Source organism: Cupriavidus sp. 21MJTG02-4 (assembly GCF_057798975.1).
On sequence record NZ_JBYOJP010000003.1, the window covers coordinates 447461 to 470506 of the forward strand.

The following is a 23046-nucleotide window of genomic DNA, read 5'->3' on the forward strand; positions in this document are numbered from 1 at the left end:
GGTCAGGCTCGGCAAGCCGTCCGTCACCCTTATTTTGACCTTCTCAACTGCATTTCCGGTACTGCTGCCGCATCACCCGCGTGTTGGCATGCAGCCGGCGACGCGCTTATACCGTGTGAATATTTCCATTGCTCAGCAGCGTATTGAGATCGACGCCTGCGACGCCTTGCAGCACGGCCACATCCTGAAATGCCGCACCGGTGCCACCGCCATCCCGATCCACGCTGACCACCGTGTTGCCGCCGACCTCCGACAGATGAATGAACTGGCCCGCGTTCGCGCCTGTCACGTTCATGCCCGATAGCAAGTCCGAAAGATCCAGCACGTCGCCGCCGGCAGCCGCGGGATTGACGTTGAAATCGGTGATGGTATCGACGGAAGCTGCGTCCGCCCGGAGAAAGCCGAAGGTATCGGTGCCGGCACCGCCTGTGAGTGTGTCGGCGCCGGCGCCGCCGATCAGGGTGTCATTGCCGTCCCCGCCGAGCAGGATATCGTTGCCGGCGCCGCCGCGCAGCACATCGTTGCCGGCTGAGCCGGTCAGCGTGTCGTTGAACGACGAACCGATTACGCCCTCCATGTTTTTGTAGGTGTCGGTTCCCAGTCCAACGCCGGCGAGGTTCACCGCGGTGGCGGTGCTGCCCTGGACCAGCGTGAAATTGAGCGCGCCGGTGGCATCCGAGAAGTCCAGCAGGTCGATGCCAGCGCCGCCATCGATCATGTCATTACCCGCGCCGCCGCGGAGAATGTCATTGGCATTGCTACCTGTGAGCGTATCGCCGTACTTTGACCCGATCACGCCTTCCATGTTGCTGTAGGTATCTTTGTCGAGACCGACGCTGGTCAGGTCGACCTGGGTACTCCCGCTGCCCTGTACCAGGGTAAAGGCGAAGCCTGCGGTCGCATCGGAGAAATCGAGCATATCGATGCCGGCGCCGCCGTCCAGAACGTCGTTCCCGGCGCCTCCGCGCAGCGTGTCGTCGCCCGCGCCGCCCTTCAACGTGTCCGCCGCAGCGCCACCCACGAAAAAGTCGTTCACTCCGGCGCCTGTCAACGCGTCGCTGTTGCTGCCGCCATCGAGGTAGGACGCCTGGTAGCTCGCGTCGGCCAGGTATACCGTCGCGGCCCCGTTGGTCGATGAAATATTCACGGTGACCGTGGCGGTGCTGGTGCCGCCGGCACCATCGGAGACCGTGTAGGTGAAGCCGCCGGAGCTGCTGTTGCCGGTCTGGAATGTGATGAAGGAATCGTTGGTTCCAGGCGCGAACTGGACGCCGGAGACCCCGCCCGAACCGGCGCCGAGCGCGGTAATAGTCAGGGCGCTACCGTCGATGTCGGTATCGTTGCCAAGAAGCGCGCTCACGGGAATCAGGATGCCGCTGGTGTTGTTCGATGCATAGACGACATCGCCAGCCGCCACGGGCGCATCGTTGACGGGATGGATCGCGATCGCCACGGAGTCGGTGTCCACTGCGGTTCCATCGTCGGTTCGGATCTGAAGCGATGCGGCGCCCGCATAATCCTTGTCGCCGAGGAACGACATGCCATCCAGCGCGGCTTGGATGGCGGCGTCGCTACCGGTGAACGTCATGGTACTGTCCGAGGAACCGTCACCCGCCAGGAACGTCAGGCCCGCAGTGCCATCCAAAGTAAGCGCGCCATGGGTGACGCTTAGCGTTACGGTGTGGGTCGAATTGTCTACGTCCGAGAAGCTGACGCCGTTGCTGTTTGCGGCGCTGAAGACGAGGTGCGCATCCTCATCGACCGCCTGCGCGGCGGGGACGACGTTGACCGCCGTGTCATTGCTGCCGGTAATGTTGACGGTCACGGTCTGCTGCGCCGTCAGATCCGCCGAGTGCACCGTCAGCGAATCGGTCACTTGCTGCCCGGCAGTGAGGCCATCGGCCTTGGTGTTGTCCAGCTTGTAAGTCCAGGCGCCGGAGTTGCTGTCGAAGGTGAAGGTGCCGTATGTGCCCGTCAGGGTCTCCGGCGCCACCGTGGCGAAGTGCGCTTCGCCACGGTCCGCGTCGTGGACAGTCAGCGTGCCGCTGGCCGAAGGATCCCCCGCCACGGCGTTGTTGGTGCCCCCCGCCTCGGTCACGGCCACATCTTCGCTGGCCGACGCAGTGATGGTCGCGCTGTCATTGCTGCCGGTGATGTTGACCGTAATCGTCTGCTGCGCGGTCAGATCCGCCGAGTGCACCGTGAGCGAATCGTTGACCTGCTGGCCGACGGTCAATGCGTCGGCCTTGGTGTTGTCCAGCGTGTAAGTCCAGGCGCCCGAGTTGCTGTCGAAGGTGAAGGTGCCGTATGTGCCCGTCAGGGTCTCCGGTGCCACCGTGGCGAAGTGGCTTTCGCCGCTGTCCACGTCGTGCACGGTCAGCGTGCCGCTGGCCGAAGGATCCCCCGCCACGGCGTTGTTGGCGCCCCCCGCCTCGGTCACGGCCACATCCTCGCTGGCCGACGCTGTGATGTTCGCGCTGTCATTGCTGCCGGTGATGTTGACCGTAATCGTCTGCTGCGCCGTCAGATCCGCCGAGTGCACCGTGAGCGAATCGTTGACCTGCTGGCCGACGGTCAATGCGTCGGCCTTGGTGTTGTCCAGCGTGTAGGTCCAGGCGCCCGAGTTGCTGTCGAAGGTGAAGGTGCCGTACGTGCCCGTCAGGCTTTCCGGCGCCACCGTGGCGAAGTGGGTTTCGCCGCTATCCACGTCATGCACGGTCAGCGTGCCGCTCGCCGAAGGATCGCCTGCCACGGCGTTGTTGGTGCCCCCCGCCTCGGTCACGGCCACATCCTCGCTGGCCGACGCAGTGATGGTCGCGCTGTCATTGCTGCCGGTGATGTTCACCGTAATCGTCTGCTGCGCCGTCAGATCCGCCGAGTGCACCGTGAGCGAATCGTTGACCTGCTGGCCGACGGTCAATGCGTCGGCCTTGGTGTTGTCCAACGTGTAGGTCCAGGCGCCGGAGTTGCTGTCGAAGGTGAAGGTGCCGTATGTGCCCGTCAGGGTCTCCGGCGCCACCGTGGCGAAGTGCGCTTCGCCACGGTCCGCGTCGTGGACAGTCAGCGTGCCGCTGGCCGAGGGATCGCCCGCGACCGCGTTGTTCGCGCCGCCGGCTTCGGTCACGGCCACATCTTCGCTGGCCGACGCTGTGATGGTCGCGCTGTCATTGCTGCCGGTGATGTTGACCGTAATCGTCTGCTGCGCCGTCTGATCCGCCGAGTGCACCGTGAGCGAATCGTTGACCTGCTGGCCGACGGTCAATGCGTCGGCCTTGGTGTTGTCCAGCGTGTAGGTCCAGGCGCCCGAGTTGCTGTCGAAGGTGAAGGTGCCGTACGTGCCCGTCAGGCTTTCCGGCGCCACCGTAGCGAAGTGCGCTTCGCCGCTATCCACGTCATGCACGGTCAGCGTGCCGCTCGCCGAAGGATCGCCTGCCACGGCGTTGTTGGTGCCCCCCGCCTCGGTCACGGCCACATCTTCGCTGGCCGACGCAGTGATGGTCGCGCTGTCATTGCTGCCGGTGATGTTCACCGTAATTGTCTGCTGCGCCGTCAGATCCGCCGAGTGCACCGTGAGCGAATCGTTGACCTGCTGGCCGACGGTCAATGCGTCGGCCTTGGTGTTGTCCAGCGTGTAAGTCCAGGCGCCCGAGTTGCTGTCGAAGGTGAAGGTGCCGTACGTGCCCGTCAGGCTTTCCGGCGCCACCGTAGCGAAGTGGGTTTCGCCGCTATCCACGTCATGCACGGTCAGCGTGCCGCTGGCCGAAGGATCGCCCGCCACGGCGTTGTTGGTGCCCCCCGCCTCGGTCACGGCCACATCTTCGCTGGCCGACGCGGTGATGGTCGCGATGTCATTGCTGCCGGTGATGTTGACCGTAATCGTCTGCTGCGCCGTCAGATCCGCCGAGTGCACCGTGAGCGAATCGTTGACCTGCTGGCCGACGGTCAATGCGTCGGCCTTGGTGTTGTCAAGCTTGTAAGTCCAGGCGCCCGAGTTGCTGTCGAAGGTGAAAGTGCCGTATGTGCCCGTCAGGGTCTCCGGCGCCACCGTGGCGAAGTGCGCTTCGCCGCTGTCCACATCATGCACGGTCAGCGTGCCGCTGGCCGAAGGATCCCCCGCCACGGCGTTGTTACTGCCACCCGCTTCCGTCACAGCCACATCCTCGCTGGCCGACGCTGTGATGGTCGCGCTGTCATTGCTGCCGGTGATGTTCACCGTTATCGTCTGCTGCGCCGTCTGATCCGCCGAGTGCACCGTCAGCGAATCGGTCACTTGCTGCCCGGCAGTGAGGCCATCGGCCTTGGTGTTGTCCAGCGTGTAGGTCCAGGCGCCCGAGTTGCTGTCGAAGGTGAAGGTGCCGTACGTGCCCGTCAGGCTTTCCGGCGCCACCGTAGCGAAGTGCGCTTCGCCGCTATCCACGTCATGCACGGTCAGCGTGCCGCTCGCCGAAGGATCGCCTGCCACGGCGTTGTTGGTGCCCCCCGCCTCGGTCACGGCCACATCTTCGCTGGCCGACGCAGTGATGGTCGCGCTGTCATTGCTGCCGGTGATGTTCACCGTAATTGTCTGCTGCGCAGTCAGATCCGCCGAGTGCACCGTGAGCGAATCGTTGACCTGCTGGCCGACGGTCAATGCGTCGGCCTTGGTGTTGTCCAACGTGTAAGTCCAGGCGCCCGAGTTGCTGTCGAAGGTGAAGGTGCCGTATGTGCCCGTCAGGCTTTCCGGCGCCACCGTGGCGAAGTGCGCTTCGCCGCTATCCACGTCGTGGACAGTCAGCGTGCCGCTGGCCGAAGGATCGCCTGCCACGGCGTTGTTCGCGCCGCCGGCTTCGGTCACAGCCACATCCTCGCTGGCCGACGCTGTGATGGTCGCGCTGTCATTGCTGCCGGTGATGTTCACCGTAATCGTCTGCTGCGCCGTCTGATCCGCCGAGTGCACCGTGAGCGAATCGGTCACGTGCTGCCCGGCAGTGAGGCCATCGGCCTTGGTGTTGTCCAGCTTGTAAGTCCAGGCGCCCGAGTTGCTGTCGAAGGTGAAGGTTCCGTATGTGCCCGTCAGGGTCTCCGGCGCCACCGTGGCGAAGTGGGTTTCGCCGCTGTCCACGTCGTGCACGGTCAGCGTGCCGCTGGCCGAAGGGTCGCCCGCGACCGCGTTGTTCGCGCCGCCCGCTTCGGTCACAGCCACATCCTCGCTGGCGGACGCGGTGATGGTGGCGGCAACAGGTGCGTTGACCTCATAGCCAGCGAAGTCGGACTTCGTAAGCTCATGCAAGCCGTTCAGCCGAATGACCATTTCCGGTTGGCCCGGGTTGCCATCGACATCGACATAGACATAGGTATTGCCGCCCGATTGCTGGAACCAGGCGCCGTGGGCCGTCGGAGTACCTCCGCCCCATTGGAACCCTGAACTCCCCAGGACGGGCCGCAAATCGATCTGGTCCGATCCCCGGACAAAGTCGGTGATGACGTCCATGCTCGCCGCGGTCGAATCGGATACGGCGGAATAGACGAAGACGTCGCGGCCGCTTCCGCCACTCAGCTTGTCGGCGCCCGCGCCGCCCTGGATGGTGTCGTTGCCCCCTTCGCCATAGATGGTGTCGTTGCCCTTTCCGCCGTATAGAAAGTCGTTTCCGCCTATCACGGCGTTGTCGCCGTTGTCCCCATAGATCAGGTCATCACCGTTGCCACCGTAGACGCGGTCATTGCCCGGCTGGGCCGATTCATGGCCGCGCCCAAGCAAATAGTCGGCGTAGGTGTCAAAGCCGTCGCCATACAATGTGTCGCCACCATTGTCGGTGCCAGCGGATTCGGTGTCGCCGTTCAAGCTGCCGATCACGTCGTCGCCACTGCCGCCGTACACGGCGTCAACCCCGTTTTCGCCCAGGAGGACGTCATTGCCGAGTCCGCCGAACACACGGTCCTTGCCATTGCCGCCAAGCAGCGTGTCGTCGCCGCTGCCGCCCTCGATGATGTCATCGCCGTTGCCACCGTCGACATAGTCGTTGCCGGCCCCGGCAGAGACGTAATCATTGCCATTGCCACTGAGGATCGTGTCGGTCCCGGCCGTGCCCAGGATATTGTCCGCCGAATTGGTACCGTTCAGTGTTGCCATATTTCCTCCGTCCTGGAATGGATGGCGGCCCGTTTGCCAGGCCATGCCTGTTATCGTGCTGCGCGGGTTCGCACGCCCGCGCAAGGTGTCAGCGTTCGCGCAATGCCAGTTCTTTGGTCTTGATAATCGGTTTGAGCAGGTAGTGCAGCACCGTCTTCTGGCCAGTCAGCACATCCACCGTAGCCACCATGCCGGGCAGGATGGGCACCTGCGTAGCGCTGCCGGTGGGGCGGTTGTCCCGGGTGCGCACCCGCACCAGGTAATAGCTCTCCGGGCGTTCGCCCGGACGCTCCGGCATCAGCGTATCGGCACTGATATGCTCCACCGTTCCCGGAAAGCCGCCGTAGATGGAAAAGTCGTATGCCGACAGCTTCACCATGGCAGGCTGCCCAGGCCGCAGGAATGCGATGTCGGCCGGTCGCACGCGTGCCTCGACGAGCAACGTGTCTTCCAATGGCACGATTTCCATCAGGTCCATGCCGGGCTGGATGACGCCGCCCACGGTATTGACCTTGAGCTGCTTCACGATTCCCGCCATCGGCGCTTTCACCAGCGTACGGTCCACGCGGTCCTGCAACGCGGTATTGGTAGCGCTCTGCGCCTGTTGCTCTGCCTTGGCCTGGTTGAGGTCCTGCATGGCCTCGGCGCGGAAATGCGTGGTGAGTTCCTCGAGCTTCTTCTGGCTCTCGCGATAGGCGGCATCCAGCCGCGGCATGGCCAGGCGTGTCGCGTCAAGCTCGCCCTGCAGGTCGTTGGCCTGGCGTTCCAGCCGCAGCAGGTCCACCTCGGAGACCACCCCCTGCGCCACCATGGGACGCATCATGGCCAGTTCCCGCGATACGAGCTGGTGGCTTTGCCGCAGTTGCTGCTCGCGCGAACGCTTCTCGGCCAGTTCCTGCCGGCGCTGGTCCGACTGCTGGCGCACCACAGCGAGGTTGGCTTCCAGCGCGCGCTTGCGGGATTCGAACAGCGAGCGCTCCTCCGTCACAAAGGCCCGGCTCGCGGCATTGCCGATCGCCCCGTCATCGAACGGCACGCCGCCAGCTTCGGCGCTCAGCCGGGCGATGCGGGCAACCAGGGCGTCGTCCTTGGTCCTGCCCTCCTTGAAGGAAGCCGTGAAACGGGTATCGTCGATGCGCATCAGCGGCTCGTCCTTGCGCACGACCTGGCCCGGCCGCACCATGATCTCGGCGACGATCCCCCCTTCCAGGTTCTGCACGACCTGGACCTGGCTCGAGGGAATGATCTTGCCCTCGCCCACGGTCACTTCGTCTACCCGTGCCAGCCCGGCCCACAGGAGCGCAATCAGCACGAAGGCCAGCGTAGCCCACAGGATCCAGTGCGCAAACGGCCGCGGTGCGGCACAGGCCGCGGCGTGGCGCTCGCTCATGAAGGCGCTGTCGTCCGCCCGCGCCCGCAGGGCTGTGACTATGCGCCGCAACAGCGAAGCGCGCCGGCGTTCAGGCTGAGGCGACATGAAGCTTCCTCCCAGCCAGCGCGTTGAGCACTTCGGCCTTGGGACCATCGGCGACGATACGGCCCTGGTCCATCACGATCAGCCGGTCAACCAGGCTGAGCAACGAACCGCGATGCGTGACCAACACCAGCGTGCGGTCTCCGAGCGCCGACGCCAGCCTGGCCTTGAACAGTTCTTCGGTACGGTTGTCCATCGCGCTGCTGGGCTCGTCGAGCAGCAGCACCGGCGGCTGCAGCAGTTCGGCGCGCGCGATGGCGATGGCCTGGCGCTGTCCGCCCGAAAGCCCTTCGCCGCGTTCGCCCAGGCGCAGGTCGAAGCCGTCCGGCAAGCGATCGATGAAGTCGCTGACGCCGCCCAGCCGCGCTGCCCGCAGTACCGCCTCGTCATCGGCATGGGGCGCGGCCATGACGATGTTGTCGCGCACGGTGCCGCTGAACAGCATCACGTCCTGCGGCACATAGCCGATATCGCGGCGCAAGGCCGTCGGGTCGAGCTGGCGCACTTCTGCGCCGTCGACCAGCACGGTGCCGGCGTCGGGAGCGTAGAGCCCGAGAACAAGCTTCTCGATCGTCGTCTTGCCGGAACCGATGCGCCCGATCAGGCCAACGCGCTCGCCGCTGGCGATCCGGAACGATACGCTGTCCAGCGCCGCATTGGCGCGCCCCGGATACTGGAAGCTGACTTCGCGAAATTCGATCTCGCCGCGCAGCTTGGGCCGGTGGACGAAGTGTTTTTCGGGTGGCCGCTCCACGGGCCATTGCATCACCTTTTCCAGTCCGGCCAGCGCGGTCCGTGCCTGGTGGTAGCGCGTGGTCAGTGCCGCCATTTGGGACAAAGGCGCCAGTGCCCTGCCGGCGAGGATGGTGCATGCAATCAGCCCGCCCGTGGTGAGCCGGTCTTCCGTGATCAGATAAACGCCCAGCACTACCACCGCCAGCGACGCCGCTTGCTGGGCGAACAGCGAGACATTGATCACGCAGGCCGACAGCAGGCGCGACTTCAGCCCAAGCCTTGCCATTTGCCCGATCACCTGCTCCCAGTTGCGCTGCGCCGCGCCCTCCGCGCCAAGCGTCTTGATGGTCTCCAGGCCCACCAGCGCCTCGACCAGCGCCGCCTGGCGCTGGGCCGCGCAGGTGCTGCTTGCGCGAACGGCCCGCGACAGCGGTCCCTGCAACGCCAGGCTCATCCCGATGACGACCGGCACGGTCAGCAGCGGCACCCAGGCCAGCGGGCCGCCGACCCAGAACATCGCGGCAATGAAGACCACCGCGAACGGCAGGTCGATCAGGGTGGTGATGGTGGCCGACGTCAGGAACTCGCGCACCGACTCGAACTCGTGCAACTGGCTGCTGAGGCTCCCGACCGAAGCGGGCCGCGCCTTCATCTGGATGCCTAGCACGCGCTCGAACACGCTGGCGGAGACCGTGACATCGATCCGCCTGCCGGCCACATCGACAAAATACCCGCGCAAGGTACGCATCACGAGGTCGAACCCGATCACAAGACCGACGCCGATCGCCAACGCCCACAATGTCTCCATCGCATGATTCGGCACCACGCGGTCGTACACATTCATGGTGAACAGGGGCATGGCCAGTGCGAACAGGCTGGTCAGCAACGAGGCGACCAGCACTTCTGCGTAGAGCGGCCATGATTGGCGAACTGCATCCCAGAACCACTGGCGCGGCTGCGCCGGGCCCGCTTCGGCGCCCGCGTCGGTACGATGGGCGGGCCGTGCAAAGATCGCATGGCCGCTGTAGCGGCATGCCAGCCTGTCGCGCGCGATCTCCTGCTCCCCGTCGCCCGTTTCAGGCAATGCGATCAGCAGGGCGCCGTTTTCGAGGCGGCGCAGCAAGACACAGGCCCCGCGCTCATCAAGCAGGAGGATGGCCGGCAGCACGAGGTCGGGGATATCGTCGAGCCCACGCCTGACCAGCCGGGCAGACAGGCCCGCCCGCGCCGCGGCGCGGGGAAACAGTTCGGGAGTCAGGCGGTTCGTTTCGAGCGGCAGGCCGGCCACCAGGGCTTGCGCCGATACCGCACGGTGAAAGGATCGCGCCAGCCAAAGCAGACAACCCAGCAGAGGATCGTCCGACGCAGCGTGCAGCGCCGAAGACGGAAGATCCCAGTCGGCGCCCGCAGCGGGCGCGGCGGTAGCGGTATGCATGGTGCCCCGCCTTCCGTCAGGAAACACCGGCGCCAGGCAGGCGACCGGCGCTGTCTTGCCAGCGCGTAAGCGCGCACGATTCTAACGGCGCGGACAGCAGGCGCCCCGGTTCCAAACACCCATCCATGGTTACCCCCCGGTCCCAATGGTGTGATGTTCAGGAAGCTTAAGTGAAGAATCCGGCGGAACGCATCATCCAGAAGGTTGGGTTGGCAAGGCTAAAAGTGAGGAGGTCCTCGTCCATTCGTCTATGCCCCGGCTGAACGGCTCATCCCACACCGGGTTTCTGCACCGCCTCCATCCTCGGATAGTGGCCAGCATGCTGCGCCCCAAACGAAGACAGAAAGGGCCATGGCGCCGGCGGGGGCGCCAAACAGCGTCATGGCGGCTAGGGCTTTCGATGCGCCGTAGAACCACCATAGAAAAGCCCCTCGGCGCGGGGTGGCTCCGAGGGGCTGAAGGCCTGTAGACAGGAGGAGATCCAGCGCCTACGCGGCCAGTGTACGGGGCCGCCGGCAAGGGGCGCATCCCCCAAGCGGGTCACACCCCAATCAAGTTTTTCCTTCTGCGCTGTGCAGCCCGCAGGGTTCCTGGGTGCAGTGAGGTAAGCTGACCGGGCACCCGTTGAAGTTCTCCGGAAATCTCGGCGATTCAAACCCATCAGGCCTGGCGAGATGCACAGTCCAACACTCACGTTCCCCAATCAGGAAGCCTGGGAAGCCTGGCTCGAAGCCAACGCAGAGGCTGTGCCCGGAGTCTGGCTGCGCATTGCAAAGCGATCTGCCGAACGGTCCACCGTTTCTTATGCCCAGGCACTTGAGAGCGCGCTTTGCTACGGTTGGATCGATGGACAGAAGCAGGCTGAAAGCGAGCACTACTGGTTACAACGATTTACGCCCCGAACCGCCAGAAGCATCTGGTCCAGGATCAACAAGGCAAAAGCCGAGGCATTGATTTCCGCCGGGAGGATGCGCCCCGCAGGGCTTCGCGCAATCGATCGAGCCAGGCGCGACGGACGTTGGGAGGCCGCCTATGCATCTGCCAGTACGGCGACGCTTCCCGATGATCTGCGGCAGGCCCTCGACGCCAACCCGAAGGCAAGGCAGTTCTTCGCTACCCTGAATAGCCAGAACCGGTATGCCATCCTGTTCAGGATCCAGAACGTAAAGAAGGCCGAAACACGCGCAAAGAAAATTTCTCAATTCATCGACATGCTGAACCGTGGCGAAAAGATCCACCCATAGCTTTCCAGTCCTACCAGCACGCTCTCAACAACGCTCAGACCGCGATCAGTAACAATCCGGAGCAAATTCAACGCGCATCGGAAGCGATCCAGCGAGCAGGGGCGCAAATGTCAAAGTACAGGTGCGAGTAATCGGGAAGGAGTTTCCAAACCGCACGTGCTACTTCGACCACGGCGCCGTGCACCATTGCTGCTCGCAAGGCACCCCATCATGGTTGCCGTCCATCTTCGTATCGGGACAGTTCTTCAGAAAGAATTTTGCTTCGCTACACGACGTCATTTGCGAGCAATGGGTTCGGCCGTCACAGTGGTACTGAACTTGTGCCACCTCGCCGGTATCGGCAGGCGCAGCCGCCTCGGCAACCCGCCATTCCTTGCTGCGTGCATGCCGGCTATAGGTGGAGTAGGCGTAGGCGCCAATCGCGATTGCCAGCGCCAGCGCGATCAGCCTGGGCGTGAATGAGCGGCGACTCCGTACCTGATGTGCCCGTGTATGCGGCCGCTTCAAGGCTTGTCCCACTACCTTCCGATACACCCGGATCGCCGCGGGCTTGCCGTCCTTGCCGGCCCCGACCTCATAGTCCAGCGGCTCTCCGACTGTTGGCCGCAAGCCGTCCCGGGGAAATGCACTGATGTGAACGAAGACTTCGCGGCCAGGGGCGGCGGGCGCAATGAAGCCAAAGCCGCGATCGTCATTCCAGGATTTGAGCTTGCCGGTAAATCGCATGGGGAGAATCGCAAAAAAAGCCTGAGACGATCCAGGCGACCGTTTCAGGCTTCATTCCATAGGGATAAGCGCTGCCTGCGCCGCGCAATGTAGTGGCATCGCGTATCGAGTGTCAATACATGCTGGCGGCTCAAGGCCTCGATGTTGCGGAGCGGCGTCCATGCCGGAACTGCCAGGCCTCGAACAGCGTCACGCCTGGCAAGACCAGCATCACGACGCACGGGTCTCGCTGGCGAGGATCCGGTCGCCCTCTGGCTTGCCCCGCAGGTACCACGCGAGCGACAGCAGCGCCACCCAGCCCGCGCCGACATACAGCGCCACGCGCGTGTCTTCGACATACCCCAGCACGCCGATCACGAACAGCATGAAGGCAATCGCCAGCGCCGGACCGGCCGGCCACAGCGGCACCTTGAACTTGAGGGCGCGGACTTCCTCGGCCGACAGGCGACGGCGCATGGCAACCTGCGACAGAAGGATCATGAGCCAGACCCATACCGTGGCGAAGGTCGCGATCGATGCAATGATCACGAACACCTGCTCGGGAATCAGGTAGTTCAGCACCACGCCGCCGAGCAGCGCGGCCGCCATCGCCAGCACCGTCACCCACGGCACACCGTGACGCGAGGTGGTGCCGAAAAGTCGCGGTGCGTGGCCTTGCTCCGCCATGCCGAACATCATCCGTCCGGCACCGAAGATGTTGCTGTTGATGGCCGAGATGGCCGCGGAAATCACGATGACGTTAAGGATCGCCGCGGCAGACTGGATGCCCAGCCCGGAGAAGATCTGCACGAACGGGCTGCCCTGGCCGCCAATGCCGGTCCACGGAAAGATGGCCATCAGCACGGTCATGGTCAGCACGTAGAACAGCAGGATCCGCGCCGGCACGGCGTTGATCGCCCTTGGAATGACCTTCTCCGGATTCTTCGCTTCACCGCCGGTGATGCCGATGATCTCGATGCCGCCGTACGCAAACATCACCACGGCCAGCGAGGCGATCAGTCCCCCTGCACCGTGCGGGAGGAATCCGCCATGGGCCCACAGGTTGGTCAGCCCCGGCGAGTGTTCGCCATTCATCTTGACGCCGAGGAACAGGATCAGGGTGCCGCCAATGATCATGGCGCCGATAGCGAGGATCTTCACCAGCGCCAGCCAGAATTCGAGTTCCCCGAACACCTTCACGTTGCACAGGTTCAGGCCGCAGATCAGCATGACGATGCCGAGCACCCAGATCCATTGCGGCACCTCCGGAAACCAGAACCCCATGTAGATGCCGAATGCCGTCACGTCCGCCAGGCAGACGATGATCATTTCGAGGATATAGGTCCATCCGGTCAGGAACCCCGCGAGCGGCCCGAGGTACTCGCTGGCATACCGGCCGAACGAGCCGGACACCGGCTCGCGAACCGCCATCTCGCCGAGCGCGCGCATGACCATGTAGACGGCAGCGCCGCCCAGGATGTAGGCCAGGATGACGGCCGGCCCAGCCAGCTGGATGGCGGATGCCGAGCCATAGAACAGGCCCGTGCCAATGGCCGAGCCGAGCGCAAGGAAGCGGACATGCCGCGCGCTCAGGTTGCGTTGCAGGGTTTTCAAGCTGTCTCCAGGAAGATATCGGGATGGGAGCGGTGCTCCCATGGCGCGCGGGTCTTCGCCCGTTCCGCGCCGGTGCGGGTGTATTTGTCTTAGAGGCTGGGCAGCATGCCCGTGGACAGCAGCGCCGTGAGGTGACGGCCGGCGATCAGTGCGCTGGCGCTTTCGATGTCCGGAGCGAAGTAGCGGTCCTGGTCGTAGAACGGCACCGACTGGCGCAGCAGGCCGCGCGCGCGTTCGAGCGTGTCGGAAGTCTTCGCGCCTTCGCGGAAATCGAGACCCTGGCACGCCGCGAGCCATTCGATGGCGACGATGCCCTTCACGTTGTCGGCCATTTCCCAAAGACGCTTTCCGGCGTTGGGGGCCATCGACACGTGGTCTTCCTGGTTCGCGGAGGTCGGCAGGCTGTCCACGCTGGCCGGATGGGCGAGCGCCTTGTTGTCCGACGCCAGCGCTGCGGCCGTGACCTGCGCGATCATGAAGCCGGAGTTGACGCCGCCATTGGCGACGAGGAACGCCGGCAGCTGCGACATATGCTTGTCCATCATCAGCGAGATGCGCCGCTCGCTCAGTGCGCCGATCTCGGCCAGTGCCAGCGCGAGGTTGTCGGCGGCCATGGCCACCGGCTCCGCGTGGAAATTGCCGCCGGAAATGATGTCCCCTTCCTCGGCAAACACCAGCGGATTGTCGGAAACGGAGTTTGCTTCGACGGCGAGGACATCCGCCGCATTGCGGATCTGCGTCAGGCAGGCGCCCATCACCTGCGGCTGGCAGCGCAGCGAATAGGGATCCTGGACCTTTTCGCAGCCCGCATGGGATTGGCCGATCTCGCTCGTGGGGCCCAGCAGGTCGCGGTAGATCGCCGCCGAGTCGATCTGGCCGCGCTGGCCACGCGCCGCGTGGATTCGGGGATCGAACGGCGCACGCGAGCCGAGCGACGCTTCGACGGTCAGCGCCCCGCAGACACTCGCTGCGGCAAACAGGTCTTCCGCCTGGAACAAGCCCTGCAGTGCGTAGGCGGTGGACACCTGCGTGCCGTTGAGCAAGGCCAGCCCTTCCTTGGCGGCGAGCGTGAGCGGTTGCAGGTCGGCCAGGGCCAGCGCTTCACGCGCGGGCAGCCACTGGCCGCGATGACGGGCCTGACCTTCGCCGAGCAGCAGCAGCGACATATGGGCCAGCGGCGCCAGGTCGCCCGAGGCACCGACCGAGCCTTTCAGGGGGATGCACGGGTACACCTCGGCGTTGACCAGGGCGATCAGGGCGTGGATCACCTTGCGGCGGATACCGGACAGGCCGCGCGCCAGGCTGTTGATCTTCAGCACCATGATCAGGCGCACCAGCGCGTCATCGATCGGCTCGCCGACGCCGGCCGCGTGCGAGAGCACCAGCGAGCGCTGCAGGCTCTCCAGGTCATCCCGTGCAATGCGCGTCTGCGCCAGCAGGCCGAAGCCGGTGTTGATGCCATAGGCCGTGCGGCCCTCGGAGATCACGCTTTCCACGCAAGCCACGCTGCGGTCGATCGCCGCGAAAGCGCGCTCGTCGAGCGTGATCCTGACGGGATGCTGGTGGACGGCGCGCAATTGCGCGAGCGTCAGCTCGCCGGGTTGCAGGTGCAGGGCGGTGGCCGACTGGTTTGCTTGAAGGGACATGTTGCGATTCACTGGGTGGCGCCGAGCATCGGCAGGGCCAGACCGTTTTGCATAGGCGGCCTGGTCTTCTATGGTTGTACGGTATTGTATATACAAGTTGATGGGTACTGGGGTATACCCACCTTGGGATGCCAGAAGCGAACATGAACGGACTGAAAGCCTGTGTGGCTGCGCTTGGCCAAGCGGCCGGATTACACATAACGCACGGCACCATCGCACCCGGGATAACCCTAGGCGCGTGTGACGGCGAAATGACAGCTTGGATCTCTAGCATCCCCGTCCCATAGCCCTCCATGGGCATTGGTCATAGGAGATAACTGTCATGCGCATCGTGGGCATGGTTGACAGATCACAGCGATCACGACAACTCGAGATCGCCGCGGCGCGTGCGGTAGAGAACACAGCACGGCTTCGCGCGGGCCTCTCGCGCAACATATACTGCCTCAGCGTCGACGGAGTAACCGGAGCGCCGCAGCCCGGGATGCGATGCACGATTTTTGCCGCCGGCCACCCCGGCGAGCGCAAGCCCGATGCTGCGCGCACCGCCGCATCGGCCTGCCGGTTCGTGAACTGCGCAGCGCCTGAGGATCGCCCATGCTGACCGCCATCGCCTACACGATGATCATCGTCTTCATGGCGCTGATCATGACCAAGCGCCTGTCGGCAATGGTTGCGCTGATCCTGGTGCCGATCGTCTTCGGGCTGCTGGCGGGCTTCGGCCTCGAACTGGGCCCGATGATGCTGGAAGGCATCAAGAAGCTCGCCCCGACCGGCGTCATGCTGATGTTCGCGATCCTGTACTTCGGGATCATGATCGACGCCGGCCTGTTCGACCCGGCCGTGCGAGTCATCCTCCGGCTGGTCGGCAATGACCCCACCAAGATCGTGATGGGAACGTTCGTGCTGGCGACGGTGGTCTCGCTCGACGGCGACGGCTCCACCACCTACATGATCACGTGCGCCGCCATGCTGCCGCTGTACAAGCGCCTGGGCCTGAGCCGCCTGGTGCTGGCCTGCGTCATCATGATGGCGGGCGGGCTCATGAACATCCTGCCGTGGGGCGGCCCGACCGCGCGCGCGGCCAGTTCGCTGGGCGTGGACGTGGGCCAGCTGTTCGTGCCGATGATCCTGCCGATGATCGTCACCGGCGTCTGGGGCCTGTTCGTCGCGGGCCTGCTGGGGCGCCGGGAAAAGAAGCGGCTCGGTGCCATTGCCTTGCAGCAAGCCGACGGGCCGGCCGACGGTGGCCCGGCAGTCACGGCCAGCGACCCGGCGACCGCGCGGCCGCGGCTGCTGTGGTTCAACCTCGCCCTGACGGTAGCCCTGATGGCGCTGCTGATCCACGGCGCGATCCCGCTGCAGGTGCTGTTCATGGTCGCCTCGGCGATCGCCCTGATGGTCAACTACCCCAATATGCAGGACCAGAAGGAACGGCTGGCTGCGCATGCCGGCAATATCGTCCCGGTCGTTTCGCTGATTTTCGCCGCGGGTATTTTCGTGGGCATCCTGTCGGGCACGAAGATGGTGGATGCCATCGCCGCCAGCGTGATTGCCGGCCTGCCCAACTGGCTGGAGCCGTACCTCGCGGTGGTGACGGCGGTGCTGAGCGTGCCGTTCACGTTCTTCATCTCCAACGATGCCTTCTACTTCGGCATCCTGCCAATCCTCGCCAAGGCCGGTGCCGTGCACGGCATTACCGCGGCGGAACTGGGCCGCGCATCGCTGATCGGCCAGCAGGTCCACCTGCTCAGCCCGCTGGTGGCGTCGACCTACCTGCTGGTCGGCCTGGCCGAGGTCGAGTTCGGCGACCATCAGCGCTTTACGCTGTTGTGGGCACTGTCGGCGGCGGTGGTGATGCTGGCCGCGTGCATTGTCTTCGGCGTGATCCCGTTCATGGGCCGGACCTGAGGCACTGTCATGCAAAATCACCGCACCTCACGGCTCGCCCGCCGACGCGCCCTGCTCGGGCTGGCGCTGGGCTGGCCGCTGGCATCGTCCGCGCAGAACACCAATGAATTGCTGGACTACGCGCCGCGGGCCAAGCCGCCGCCCGGCTACGACCCCGCCTATGCCGGCGTGGTCCGCGCGGCCGAGGACGAAGGCCGGCTGGTGATCTACGCGACCACGGACGCCGACGTGGTGCGGCCGCTGCTGGCGGATTTCCAGTTGATGTATCCGCGCGTCCGGGTCGAGTACGACGACCTGACCAGCACCGAGCTGTATCACCGCTACCTGGCCGAGACCCAGCTCGGGACCGAGTCCGCCGACGTCCTGTGGAGTTCGGCGATGGACCTGCAGGCCAGCCTGGTCAGGCGCGGCTATGCCATGACCTACGCCTCGCCGGAGGCATCCGCCCTGCCCGCCTGGGCCCGCTGGCAGGATCAGAGCTGGGCCACCAGCATCGATCCGGTGGCGATCGCCTACAACCGCAAGCTGCTCCGCCCGGCCCAGGTACCACGCACGCACGCCGACCTGGCGAAGCTGCTGGCCACGCAGGCCAGCCAGCTGCACCGCAAGGTCATCACCTACGACATCGAGAAATCCGGCCTCGGGTTCCTGCTGGCCACGCAGGATGCCGCGGCGGGGCCGGCCTTGTGGGACATCGCCACGGCACTGGGCAAGCTCGACACCCGCTATGTGTCCACCACCGCCGCCATGCTGCGCCAGATCGCCAATGGCAGCATGGCGCTCGCCTACAACGTGCTTGGCGCGTACGCGCTTGGCCAGGCGCGGAACAATCCGGCCATCGGCGTCGCCTTCCTGACCGACTACACGCTGGTGCTGTCGCGCATCCAGCTGATCAGCCAGCGCGCGCGCCACCCGAACGCGGCGCGCTTGTGGATCGACTACACGCTGTCGCGGCGCGGCCAGACCCTGATGGCGCAGCGCGCCGGGCTGTACGCCGTGCGCAGCGATGTCGGCGGCGACATCACCGCCGCCCGGCTGGTGACGCAGCTCGGCACCAGCATGCGGCCGATCCTGAACGACGCCGACCTGACGCGTCATCTCGATATCGCGGCCTATCGCGAGTTCGTGACACGCTGGCGCACCGCCACGGGCCAGAAGTAGCACCACCGCGAAATCCGCCGCTTCAGGCGGATTTCTTGTATCGGCATATTGACGCGGCACGCGCTTATACACAGCGATACAAAGCCCCGGGATTCCCGACACATGCCGCTTGAAGCGGCCTCCTAGACTCCTGTTCAGGTTGATCAAGCACACAGGAGAAACAGATGTCGGAACGAATCGATGTGCCCCGCCGGGGCTTTCTGGGCGTCGCTGCGGCAACGCTGGCCGCAGCGCAACTGGGCCTCTCGCAAGCCGCCCGGGCACAGGCCAGCGTAGCGAAGGCAGCCCCCCTGCCCCGAACCAGGCCTGGCGCGCATACGGGCTTCGCACCCATCCGGCAGGTCAACGCCGGCGTGCTGAACGTGGGCTACGCCGAGGCCGGCCCGGCCGACGGGCCGGTCGCGCTGCTGCTGCATGGCTGGCCCTACGACATCCACAGCTTCGTCGACGTGGCGCCGCTGCTGGCGGCGCGCGGCTATCGCGTGATCATGCCCTTCCTGCGCGGCAACGGCTCTACCACCTTCCTGTCGGCGGACACCAAGCGCAATGGCCAGCCCTCGGCCATCGCCGCCGACATGATCGCGCTGATGGATGCGCTCGCCATCCGCGACGCCGTGGTGGCCGGCTTCGACTGGGGCGCGCGCACGGCAGATATCATGGCCGCGCTGTGGCCGGACCGCTGCCGCGGGCTGGTGTCGGTGAGCGGCTACCTGATCGGCAGCCAGGCCGCCGGCACGCAGCCGCTGCCGCCCGAGGCCGAACTGCAATGGTGGTACCAGTTCTACTTCGCCACGGACCGCGGCGCGGCCGGCTACCGCAAGTACACGCGGCAGTTCGCCAGGCTGATCTGGACGCTGGCATCGCCGCAATGGAACTTCGACGACGCCACCTTCGAGCGCAGCGCGGCCGCATTCGACAACCCCGACCACGTGGATATCACCCTCCACAACTACCGCTGGCGGCTGGGGCTGGCCACCGGCGAAGCGCGGTTCGATGACATCGAGAAGAGGCTCGCCACGGCGCCGGCCATCATCGTGCCGACCATCACCATGGAAGGCGACGCCAACGGCGCGCCCCATCCCGAGCCCAGCGCCTATGCCGGCAAGTTCACCGGCCGGTACGAGCACCGCAACCTGACCGGCGGCATCGGCCACAACCTGCCGCAGGAAGCGCCTGCCGCCTTTGCGCAGGCCGTCCTTGACGTCGACCGGCGCTGAGGCGGGACGATGGTCCGGTGCGCGAAGGCGCCCGCCGGTTACAGCGGCACGACCTTCGGCGGGCCTTTCGGCTGGAACGGGAATCCCGGCGGAAACTCGGGCAGTGCCGGCATCGGCGGCATCGGGGGGAACGACGGCAATGGCGGCATCGCGGGCATCGGCGGCATGGGCATGTGTCCGCTGGGGTCAGGCTCCCCGACGGCAATGGACCGCATATCGTTATAGCCGCCGCGGATGGCGGCACGTGCGGCGAGGTCCAGTTCGCGGGTGCACGGCAGGTTGTCGATCAGTAGCGTGGACATGGGAGTCTCCTGTAGTCATGGAAAGCGAACGGCGGAAACGACGTTCGACCGGGACTATGCAGATGCCGTGCCACGGACGGCGCGGGTCTTCAGGTGCGCGCTACGGCCTTGCGTGGAGGGATTCTGGTGGGCCCCGGCCAACAGCCGCGCGAAACGTCTGCGCGGCCCGAACAGCGGTATCCACCTGCCTTGATTCCTAAGCGCCAACCTGCTCGATGGTCGGCTCGCACAGGATCGGAAAATTGACCGAGTTGGCAATGAAGCATTGCTCGTGTGCGGCATGGTGCAGCTGCTTCGCCAGTTCGGGATCATCCGAGGCGCGGATGGCGACGCGCGGCCGCAGCACGATCTGCGTGAACTGGCTGCGCTCGCCCTCGACCATCGTGCCGTGCGCCTCATCCGCATACGCCAGCACGGCGATGCCCGCGTCGGCGCACAGGTGCAGGTACCAGAGCTTGTGGCACGCCGACACGGAAGCGACCAGCAAATCCTCGGGATTCCAGCGAGCCGCGTCTCCAAGGAACGCCGGGTCCGACGAGCCGGCAATGGCTGGCTTGGCCCCCGAGCGGATCATGTAGTCGCGTGCATAAGCCCGGTAGCCCGACGTCCCGCTTCCCTTGTTGCCGGTCCACTCGACCGACACCCGATAGTGATGTTCACGCTTGGCCATGTCTGCGCTGCTCCTGGGGACGATGCCGTTGAAGTCCAACGCATGACGGGCCCCGCTGGCCCCTGCGTCGCGGGACTCCATTATTCCAAAGGACGCGAAAACACGGTCGAAGGCCGCTGCTGGGTGCGGAAAGCGGCTCAGGCGATCGAGCGCCGCAGTGCGCGCGACGGGTGGCTCGCCAGCCGCCGCGCCATCTGCAAGGAGACCCCGAAGCGGTCATAGAACGCGGATTCCACATCGCCGGCCGGAGGCCAGCCGACAAAGCGCTTCAGGTCCGCCATGGCGACGTCGCCGGTCATGGCTTCGAACAGCAGGCGCATCAGCCGTTGCGTGCGGCAAAGGTCCGTCAGCGCCGTGCCTTGCGAGAACAGCAGGCGGCGCAGCTGTGCCGCGGGCATGTCGAGCCGTTCCGCGATAAATCCGGCGCTCCACGCATATTGGGGCTGGAGAAACACGCGGCGGGAGATCCGTTGATGCAGGGCGTCCTGCGGTGCGCCGGGCATGCCGCGCCGGATCTCGAAGGTGCAGGACGACGGCTGCGCACCGCTGCCATCCAGGTGCATGTCGATGGCCTCGAACGGGTCGATCGTGACTTCCTGCCCAGGCATCAGCAGGCGCTCGTAGCCGCGCCGCCGGATGACCGACCTGCCCTGCGTGGGCACGACCGTCAGCGGAAACGCCAGGAACAGGCGCTGCAGGCTGACGTGCGAGTGGGACTGCAGGTGGGCGCGCATGGTGGGTCGGAAGTCGGTCGCAAGTCGGTCGTTTCGGGCAGCATCATCGCCGCTAACCGTGCGGCGCGCCATCTGCAATTTCCGAACGCACCGTTTGCCTGCGCCACACGCAGCGGTCCCGGTCCAGGCCCGTTCCAGGCCATTCCCACGCGCTCCGCGCGAACCCGTTCGACAGGATTGCCGCCGGATGCCGTTATCATGAGGGGGCCTGGTATGTCTGCCGGCGCACGGCAGACCCACCGTTGCCTGAACGGCAAGGGACTGCCGGGCCCGCCGCAGGACCGCTGCCGTTTTCAATCCGCCGCTCCCATTCGTCCTGCATGGAACACAACATACCTCTTATCACCACGCTTGCCGCCGGCTTCGGCATCGCCCTCGTCCTTGGCTACCTGGCCGAGCGATTCAAGGTGCCGGCGCTGGTCGGCTACCTGGTCGCCGGCATCATCATCGGCCCGGGCACGCCGGGCTTCGTCGCCGACGTCCACCTGGCGTCCCAGCTTTCCGAGATCGGCGTGATGCTGCTGATGTTCGGCGTGGGGCTGCACTTCTCGCTGAAAGACCTGCTGGCGGTCAAGCGCATCGCCGTGCCCGGCGCGGTGGTGCAGATGGCACTGGCGACGGCGCTCGGTGCGGGCGTGGCGTGGCTGTGGGACTGGCATTGGGGCAGCGGGCTGATCTTCGGGCTCTCGCTGTCGTGCGCCAGCACGGTGGTGCTGCTCAAGGCGCTGGAGACGCGTGGCGTGCTCGAAAGCATGAACGGCCGCATCGCCGTGGGCTGGCTGGTGGTTGAAGACCTCGCCACGGTGCTGGTGCTGGTCCTGCTGCCGCCGCTGGCCGGGATTCTGGGCGGATCGACGGGCGCCGAAGCGGCCGAGGCCACTTCGCTGTGGACCACCATCGCGCTGACGCTGCTGCAGGTGGGCGCCTTCATCGCGCTGATGCTGGTAGCAGGGCGCCGCGTGCTGCCGTGGTTCCTGTGGCTGGTGGCGCGCACCGGCTCGCGCGAGCTGTTCACGCTGTCGGTCATCGCCGCCGCCATCGGCATCGCCTATGGCGCGGCGCAGCTGTTCAGCGTGTCGTTCGCGCTGGGCGCGTTCTTCGCGGGCATGGTCATGCGCGAATCCGAGTTCAGCCACCGCGCGGCGCAGGAATCGCTGCCGCTGCGCGACGCGTTCTCGGTGCTGTTCTTCGTCTCGGTCGGCATGCTGTTCAAGCCGGCGATCCTGATCGAGCAGCCGCTGCACGTGCTGGCCACCGTGGCGATCATCATCCTGGGCAAATCGGCTGCGGCCTTCGGGCTCGTGCTGGCCTTCCGCTATCCGCTCAATACCGCGCTGACGGTATCGGCCAGCCTTGCGCAGATCGGCGAGTTCTCGTTCATCCTGGCCGGCCTGGGCCTGTCGCTCGGGCTGCTGCCGGCCGAGGGCATGAGCCTGGTGCTGGCGGCCGCGCTGATCTCGATCGCGCTGAACCCGGTGCTGTTCGCCGTCAACGAACCGTTCCGGCGCTGGATCCTCAAGCGCTCGGCACTGGCCCGCGGCCTGGAGCAGCGCGGCGACCCCTACGCCGAACTGCCGATGAGCACCGAGCGCAAGTACCTGGAAGGCCAGGTGGTGCTGGTCGGCTATGGCCGCGTAGGCCGGCGCATTGCCAGTGCGCTGCAGGCGCGCGGCATTCCGTATGTGGTCGCGGAACAGAACCGGGAGCTGGTGGAAAGCCTGCGCAATCGCGGCATCGCGGCGGTCTCCGGCAATGCCGCCGAGCCCGCCGTCCTGATCCAGGCCCATATCGCGCGCGCCGCGATGCTGGTGGTGGCGATTGCCGATCCGATCGATGTGCGCCAGATGGCCAGCATCGCGCGCACGCTCAATCCGTCGATCGAGGTCGTCCTGCGCACGCACAACGAGGACGAGTCCGTCATGCTGCGCAAGGAAGAGATCGGCACGGTCTTCTATGGCGAGGAGGAACTGGCCAGGGGCATGACCGCCCATGTGCTGGAGCGCTTTGCGCCTGGGCCGCAGGTTCACGCCTCGGGCCATGCCGCAGGCCACGCGGCCTGAGCTACAGGACTTGAAAGCGCGCGGGGCATTGC

14 protein-coding genes are annotated in these 23046 nt (G+C 65.6%); 5 read left to right on the forward strand and 9 right to left on the reverse strand.

The window, feature by feature from the left end; all coding sequences use genetic code 11:
• Nucleotides 1–106 precede the first annotated feature (106 nt).
• The 3 genes from AC3FKH_RS08370 to AC3FKH_RS08380 all read right to left on the reverse strand — a co-directional run bounded on the left by AC3FKH_RS08370 (nt 107) and on the right by AC3FKH_RS08380 (nt 9753).
• The gene (locus AC3FKH_RS08370) at nt 107–6109 is read right to left on the reverse strand and encodes a VCBS domain-containing protein (RefSeq protein ID WP_488674553.1); all 6003 of its coding nucleotides are present in this window, start codon (nt 6107–6109) and stop codon (nt 107–109) included.
• A gap of 88 nt (nt 6110–6197) precedes the next feature.
• Nucleotides 6198–7586 carry an HlyD family type I secretion periplasmic adaptor subunit gene (locus AC3FKH_RS08375; RefSeq protein ID WP_488674554.1) on the reverse strand — a complete coding sequence of 463 codons (1389 nt, stop codon included), beginning with the start codon at nt 7584–7586 and terminating at the stop codon, nt 6198–6200.
• Nucleotides 7570–9753, reverse strand: coding sequence for a type I secretion system permease/ATPase (locus AC3FKH_RS08380; protein WP_488674555.1), 2184 nt, complete (start codon nt 9751–9753; stop codon nt 7570–7572). Before AC3FKH_RS08380 ends, AC3FKH_RS08375 begins: the two co-directional genes overlap by 17 nt.
• A gap of 674 nt (nt 9754–10427) precedes the next feature.
• Between AC3FKH_RS08380 and AC3FKH_RS08385 the strand changes: the two genes are divergently transcribed.
• Entirely contained in the window at nt 10428–10997 is a 570-nt protein-coding gene (locus tag AC3FKH_RS08385) for a YdeI/OmpD-associated family protein (protein ID WP_488674556.1), read from the forward strand.
• Between the two features lie 159 nt (nt 10998–11156).
• Here AC3FKH_RS08385 and AC3FKH_RS08390 read toward each other — a convergent pair whose 3' ends face one another.
• From AC3FKH_RS08390 to hutH, 3 genes are all read right to left on the reverse strand, one after another.
• Nucleotides 11157–11723, reverse strand: a complete 567-nt coding sequence (locus AC3FKH_RS08390) for a cold shock domain-containing protein (protein ID WP_488674557.1) — start codon at nt 11721–11723, stop codon at nt 11157–11159.
• Between the two features lie 210 nt (nt 11724–11933).
• Entirely contained in the window at nt 11934–13316 is a 1383-nt protein-coding gene (locus AC3FKH_RS08395; protein WP_488674558.1) for an amino acid permease, read from the reverse strand.
• An 89-nt stretch (nt 13317–13405) separates the two neighbouring features.
• On the reverse strand, nt 13406–14962 hold the full coding sequence (gene hutH / locus AC3FKH_RS08400; protein WP_488674560.1) for a histidine ammonia-lyase: 1557 nt from the start codon (nt 14960–14962) through the stop codon (nt 13406–13408).
• A 594-nt stretch (nt 14963–15556) separates the two neighbouring features.
• On the opposite strand from hutH, the gene AC3FKH_RS08405 reads away from it, so the two are divergent.
• The 3 genes from AC3FKH_RS08405 (at nt 15557) to AC3FKH_RS08415 (ending at nt 19248) form a co-directional block, all read left to right on the forward strand.
• Nucleotides 15557–16870 (forward strand): CitMHS family transporter, encoded by a 1314-nt coding sequence (locus tag AC3FKH_RS08405; protein WP_488674562.1) that lies wholly within the window; start codon nt 15557–15559, stop codon nt 16868–16870.
• A 9-nt stretch (nt 16871–16879) separates the two neighbouring features.
• Complete coding sequence (locus AC3FKH_RS08410; RefSeq protein ID WP_488674564.1) at nt 16880–18031, forward strand: ABC transporter substrate-binding protein; 1152 nt, start codon at nt 16880–16882, stop codon at nt 18029–18031.
• Between the two features lie 164 nt (nt 18032–18195).
• Nucleotides 18196–19248 (forward strand): alpha/beta fold hydrolase, encoded by a 1053-nt coding sequence (locus AC3FKH_RS08415; RefSeq protein ID WP_488674567.1) that lies wholly within the window; start codon nt 18196–18198, stop codon nt 19246–19248.
• 38 nt (nt 19249–19286) lie between these two features.
• Here AC3FKH_RS08415 and AC3FKH_RS08420 read toward each other — a convergent pair whose 3' ends face one another.
• The 3 genes from AC3FKH_RS08420 to AC3FKH_RS08430 form a co-directional block, all read right to left on the reverse strand.
• A complete protein-coding gene (locus AC3FKH_RS08420; RefSeq protein WP_488674569.1) occupies nt 19287–19550 on the reverse strand; it encodes a hypothetical protein in 264 nt (87 codons plus the stop codon).
• A gap of 196 nt (nt 19551–19746) precedes the next feature.
• The gene (locus tag AC3FKH_RS08425; RefSeq protein WP_488674571.1) at nt 19747–20220 is read right to left on the reverse strand and encodes an OsmC family protein; all 474 of its coding nucleotides are present in this window, start codon (nt 20218–20220) and stop codon (nt 19747–19749) included.
• Nucleotides 20221–20357: 137 nt separating this feature from the next.
• Nucleotides 20358–20954 (reverse strand): AraC family transcriptional regulator, encoded by a 597-nt coding sequence (locus AC3FKH_RS08430; RefSeq protein WP_488674573.1) that lies wholly within the window; start codon nt 20952–20954, stop codon nt 20358–20360.
• Nucleotides 20955–21274: 320 nt separating this feature from the next.
• Here AC3FKH_RS08430 and AC3FKH_RS08435 point away from each other — a divergent pair, with 320 nt between their 5' ends.
• Nucleotides 21275–23014, forward strand: a complete 1740-nt coding sequence (locus AC3FKH_RS08435) for a cation:proton antiporter domain-containing protein (RefSeq protein ID WP_488674575.1) — start codon at nt 21275–21277, stop codon at nt 23012–23014.
• Nucleotides 23015–23046 lie beyond the last annotated feature (32 nt).

Bases quoted from the DNA above. Each gene is read 5' to 3' on its own strand.
- AC3FKH_RS08405 (WP_488674562.1), top strand. From the start codon at position 15,557: ATGCTGACCGCCATCGCCTACACGATGATCATCGTCTTCATGGCGCTG.
- AC3FKH_RS08390 (WP_488674557.1), bottom strand. From the start codon at position 11,723: ATGCGATTTACCGGCAAGCTCAAATCCTGGAATGACGATCGCGGCTTT.
- hutH (WP_488674560.1), bottom strand. From the start codon at position 14,962: ATGTCCCTTCAAGCAAACCAGTCGGCCACCGCCCTGCACCTGCAACCC.
- AC3FKH_RS08420 (WP_488674569.1), bottom strand. From the start codon at position 19,550: ATGTCCACGCTACTGATCGACAACCTGCCGTGCACCCGCGAACTGGAC.
- AC3FKH_RS08375 (WP_488674554.1), bottom strand. From the start codon at position 7,586: ATGTCGCCTCAGCCTGAACGCCGGCGCGCTTCGCTGTTGCGGCGCATA.
- AC3FKH_RS08380 (WP_488674555.1), bottom strand. From the start codon at position 9,753: ATGCATACCGCTACCGCCGCGCCCGCTGCGGGCGCCGACTGGGATCTT.
- AC3FKH_RS08410 (WP_488674564.1), top strand. From the start codon at position 16,880: ATGCAAAATCACCGCACCTCACGGCTCGCCCGCCGACGCGCCCTGCTC.
- AC3FKH_RS08415 (WP_488674567.1), top strand. From the start codon at position 18,196: ATGTCGGAACGAATCGATGTGCCCCGCCGGGGCTTTCTGGGCGTCGCT.
- AC3FKH_RS08425 (WP_488674571.1), bottom strand. From the start codon at position 20,220: ATGGCCAAGCGTGAACATCACTATCGGGTGTCGGTCGAGTGGACCGGC.
- AC3FKH_RS08430 (WP_488674573.1), bottom strand. From the start codon at position 20,954: ATGCGCGCCCACCTGCAGTCCCACTCGCACGTCAGCCTGCAGCGCCTG.
- AC3FKH_RS08435 (WP_488674575.1), top strand. From the start codon at position 21,275: ATGGAACACAACATACCTCTTATCACCACGCTTGCCGCCGGCTTCGGC.
- AC3FKH_RS08385 (WP_488674556.1), top strand. From the start codon at position 10,428: ATGCACAGTCCAACACTCACGTTCCCCAATCAGGAAGCCTGGGAAGCC.
- AC3FKH_RS08370 (WP_488674553.1), bottom strand. From the start codon at position 6,109: ATGGCAACACTGAACGGTACCAATTCGGCGGACAATATCCTGGGCACG.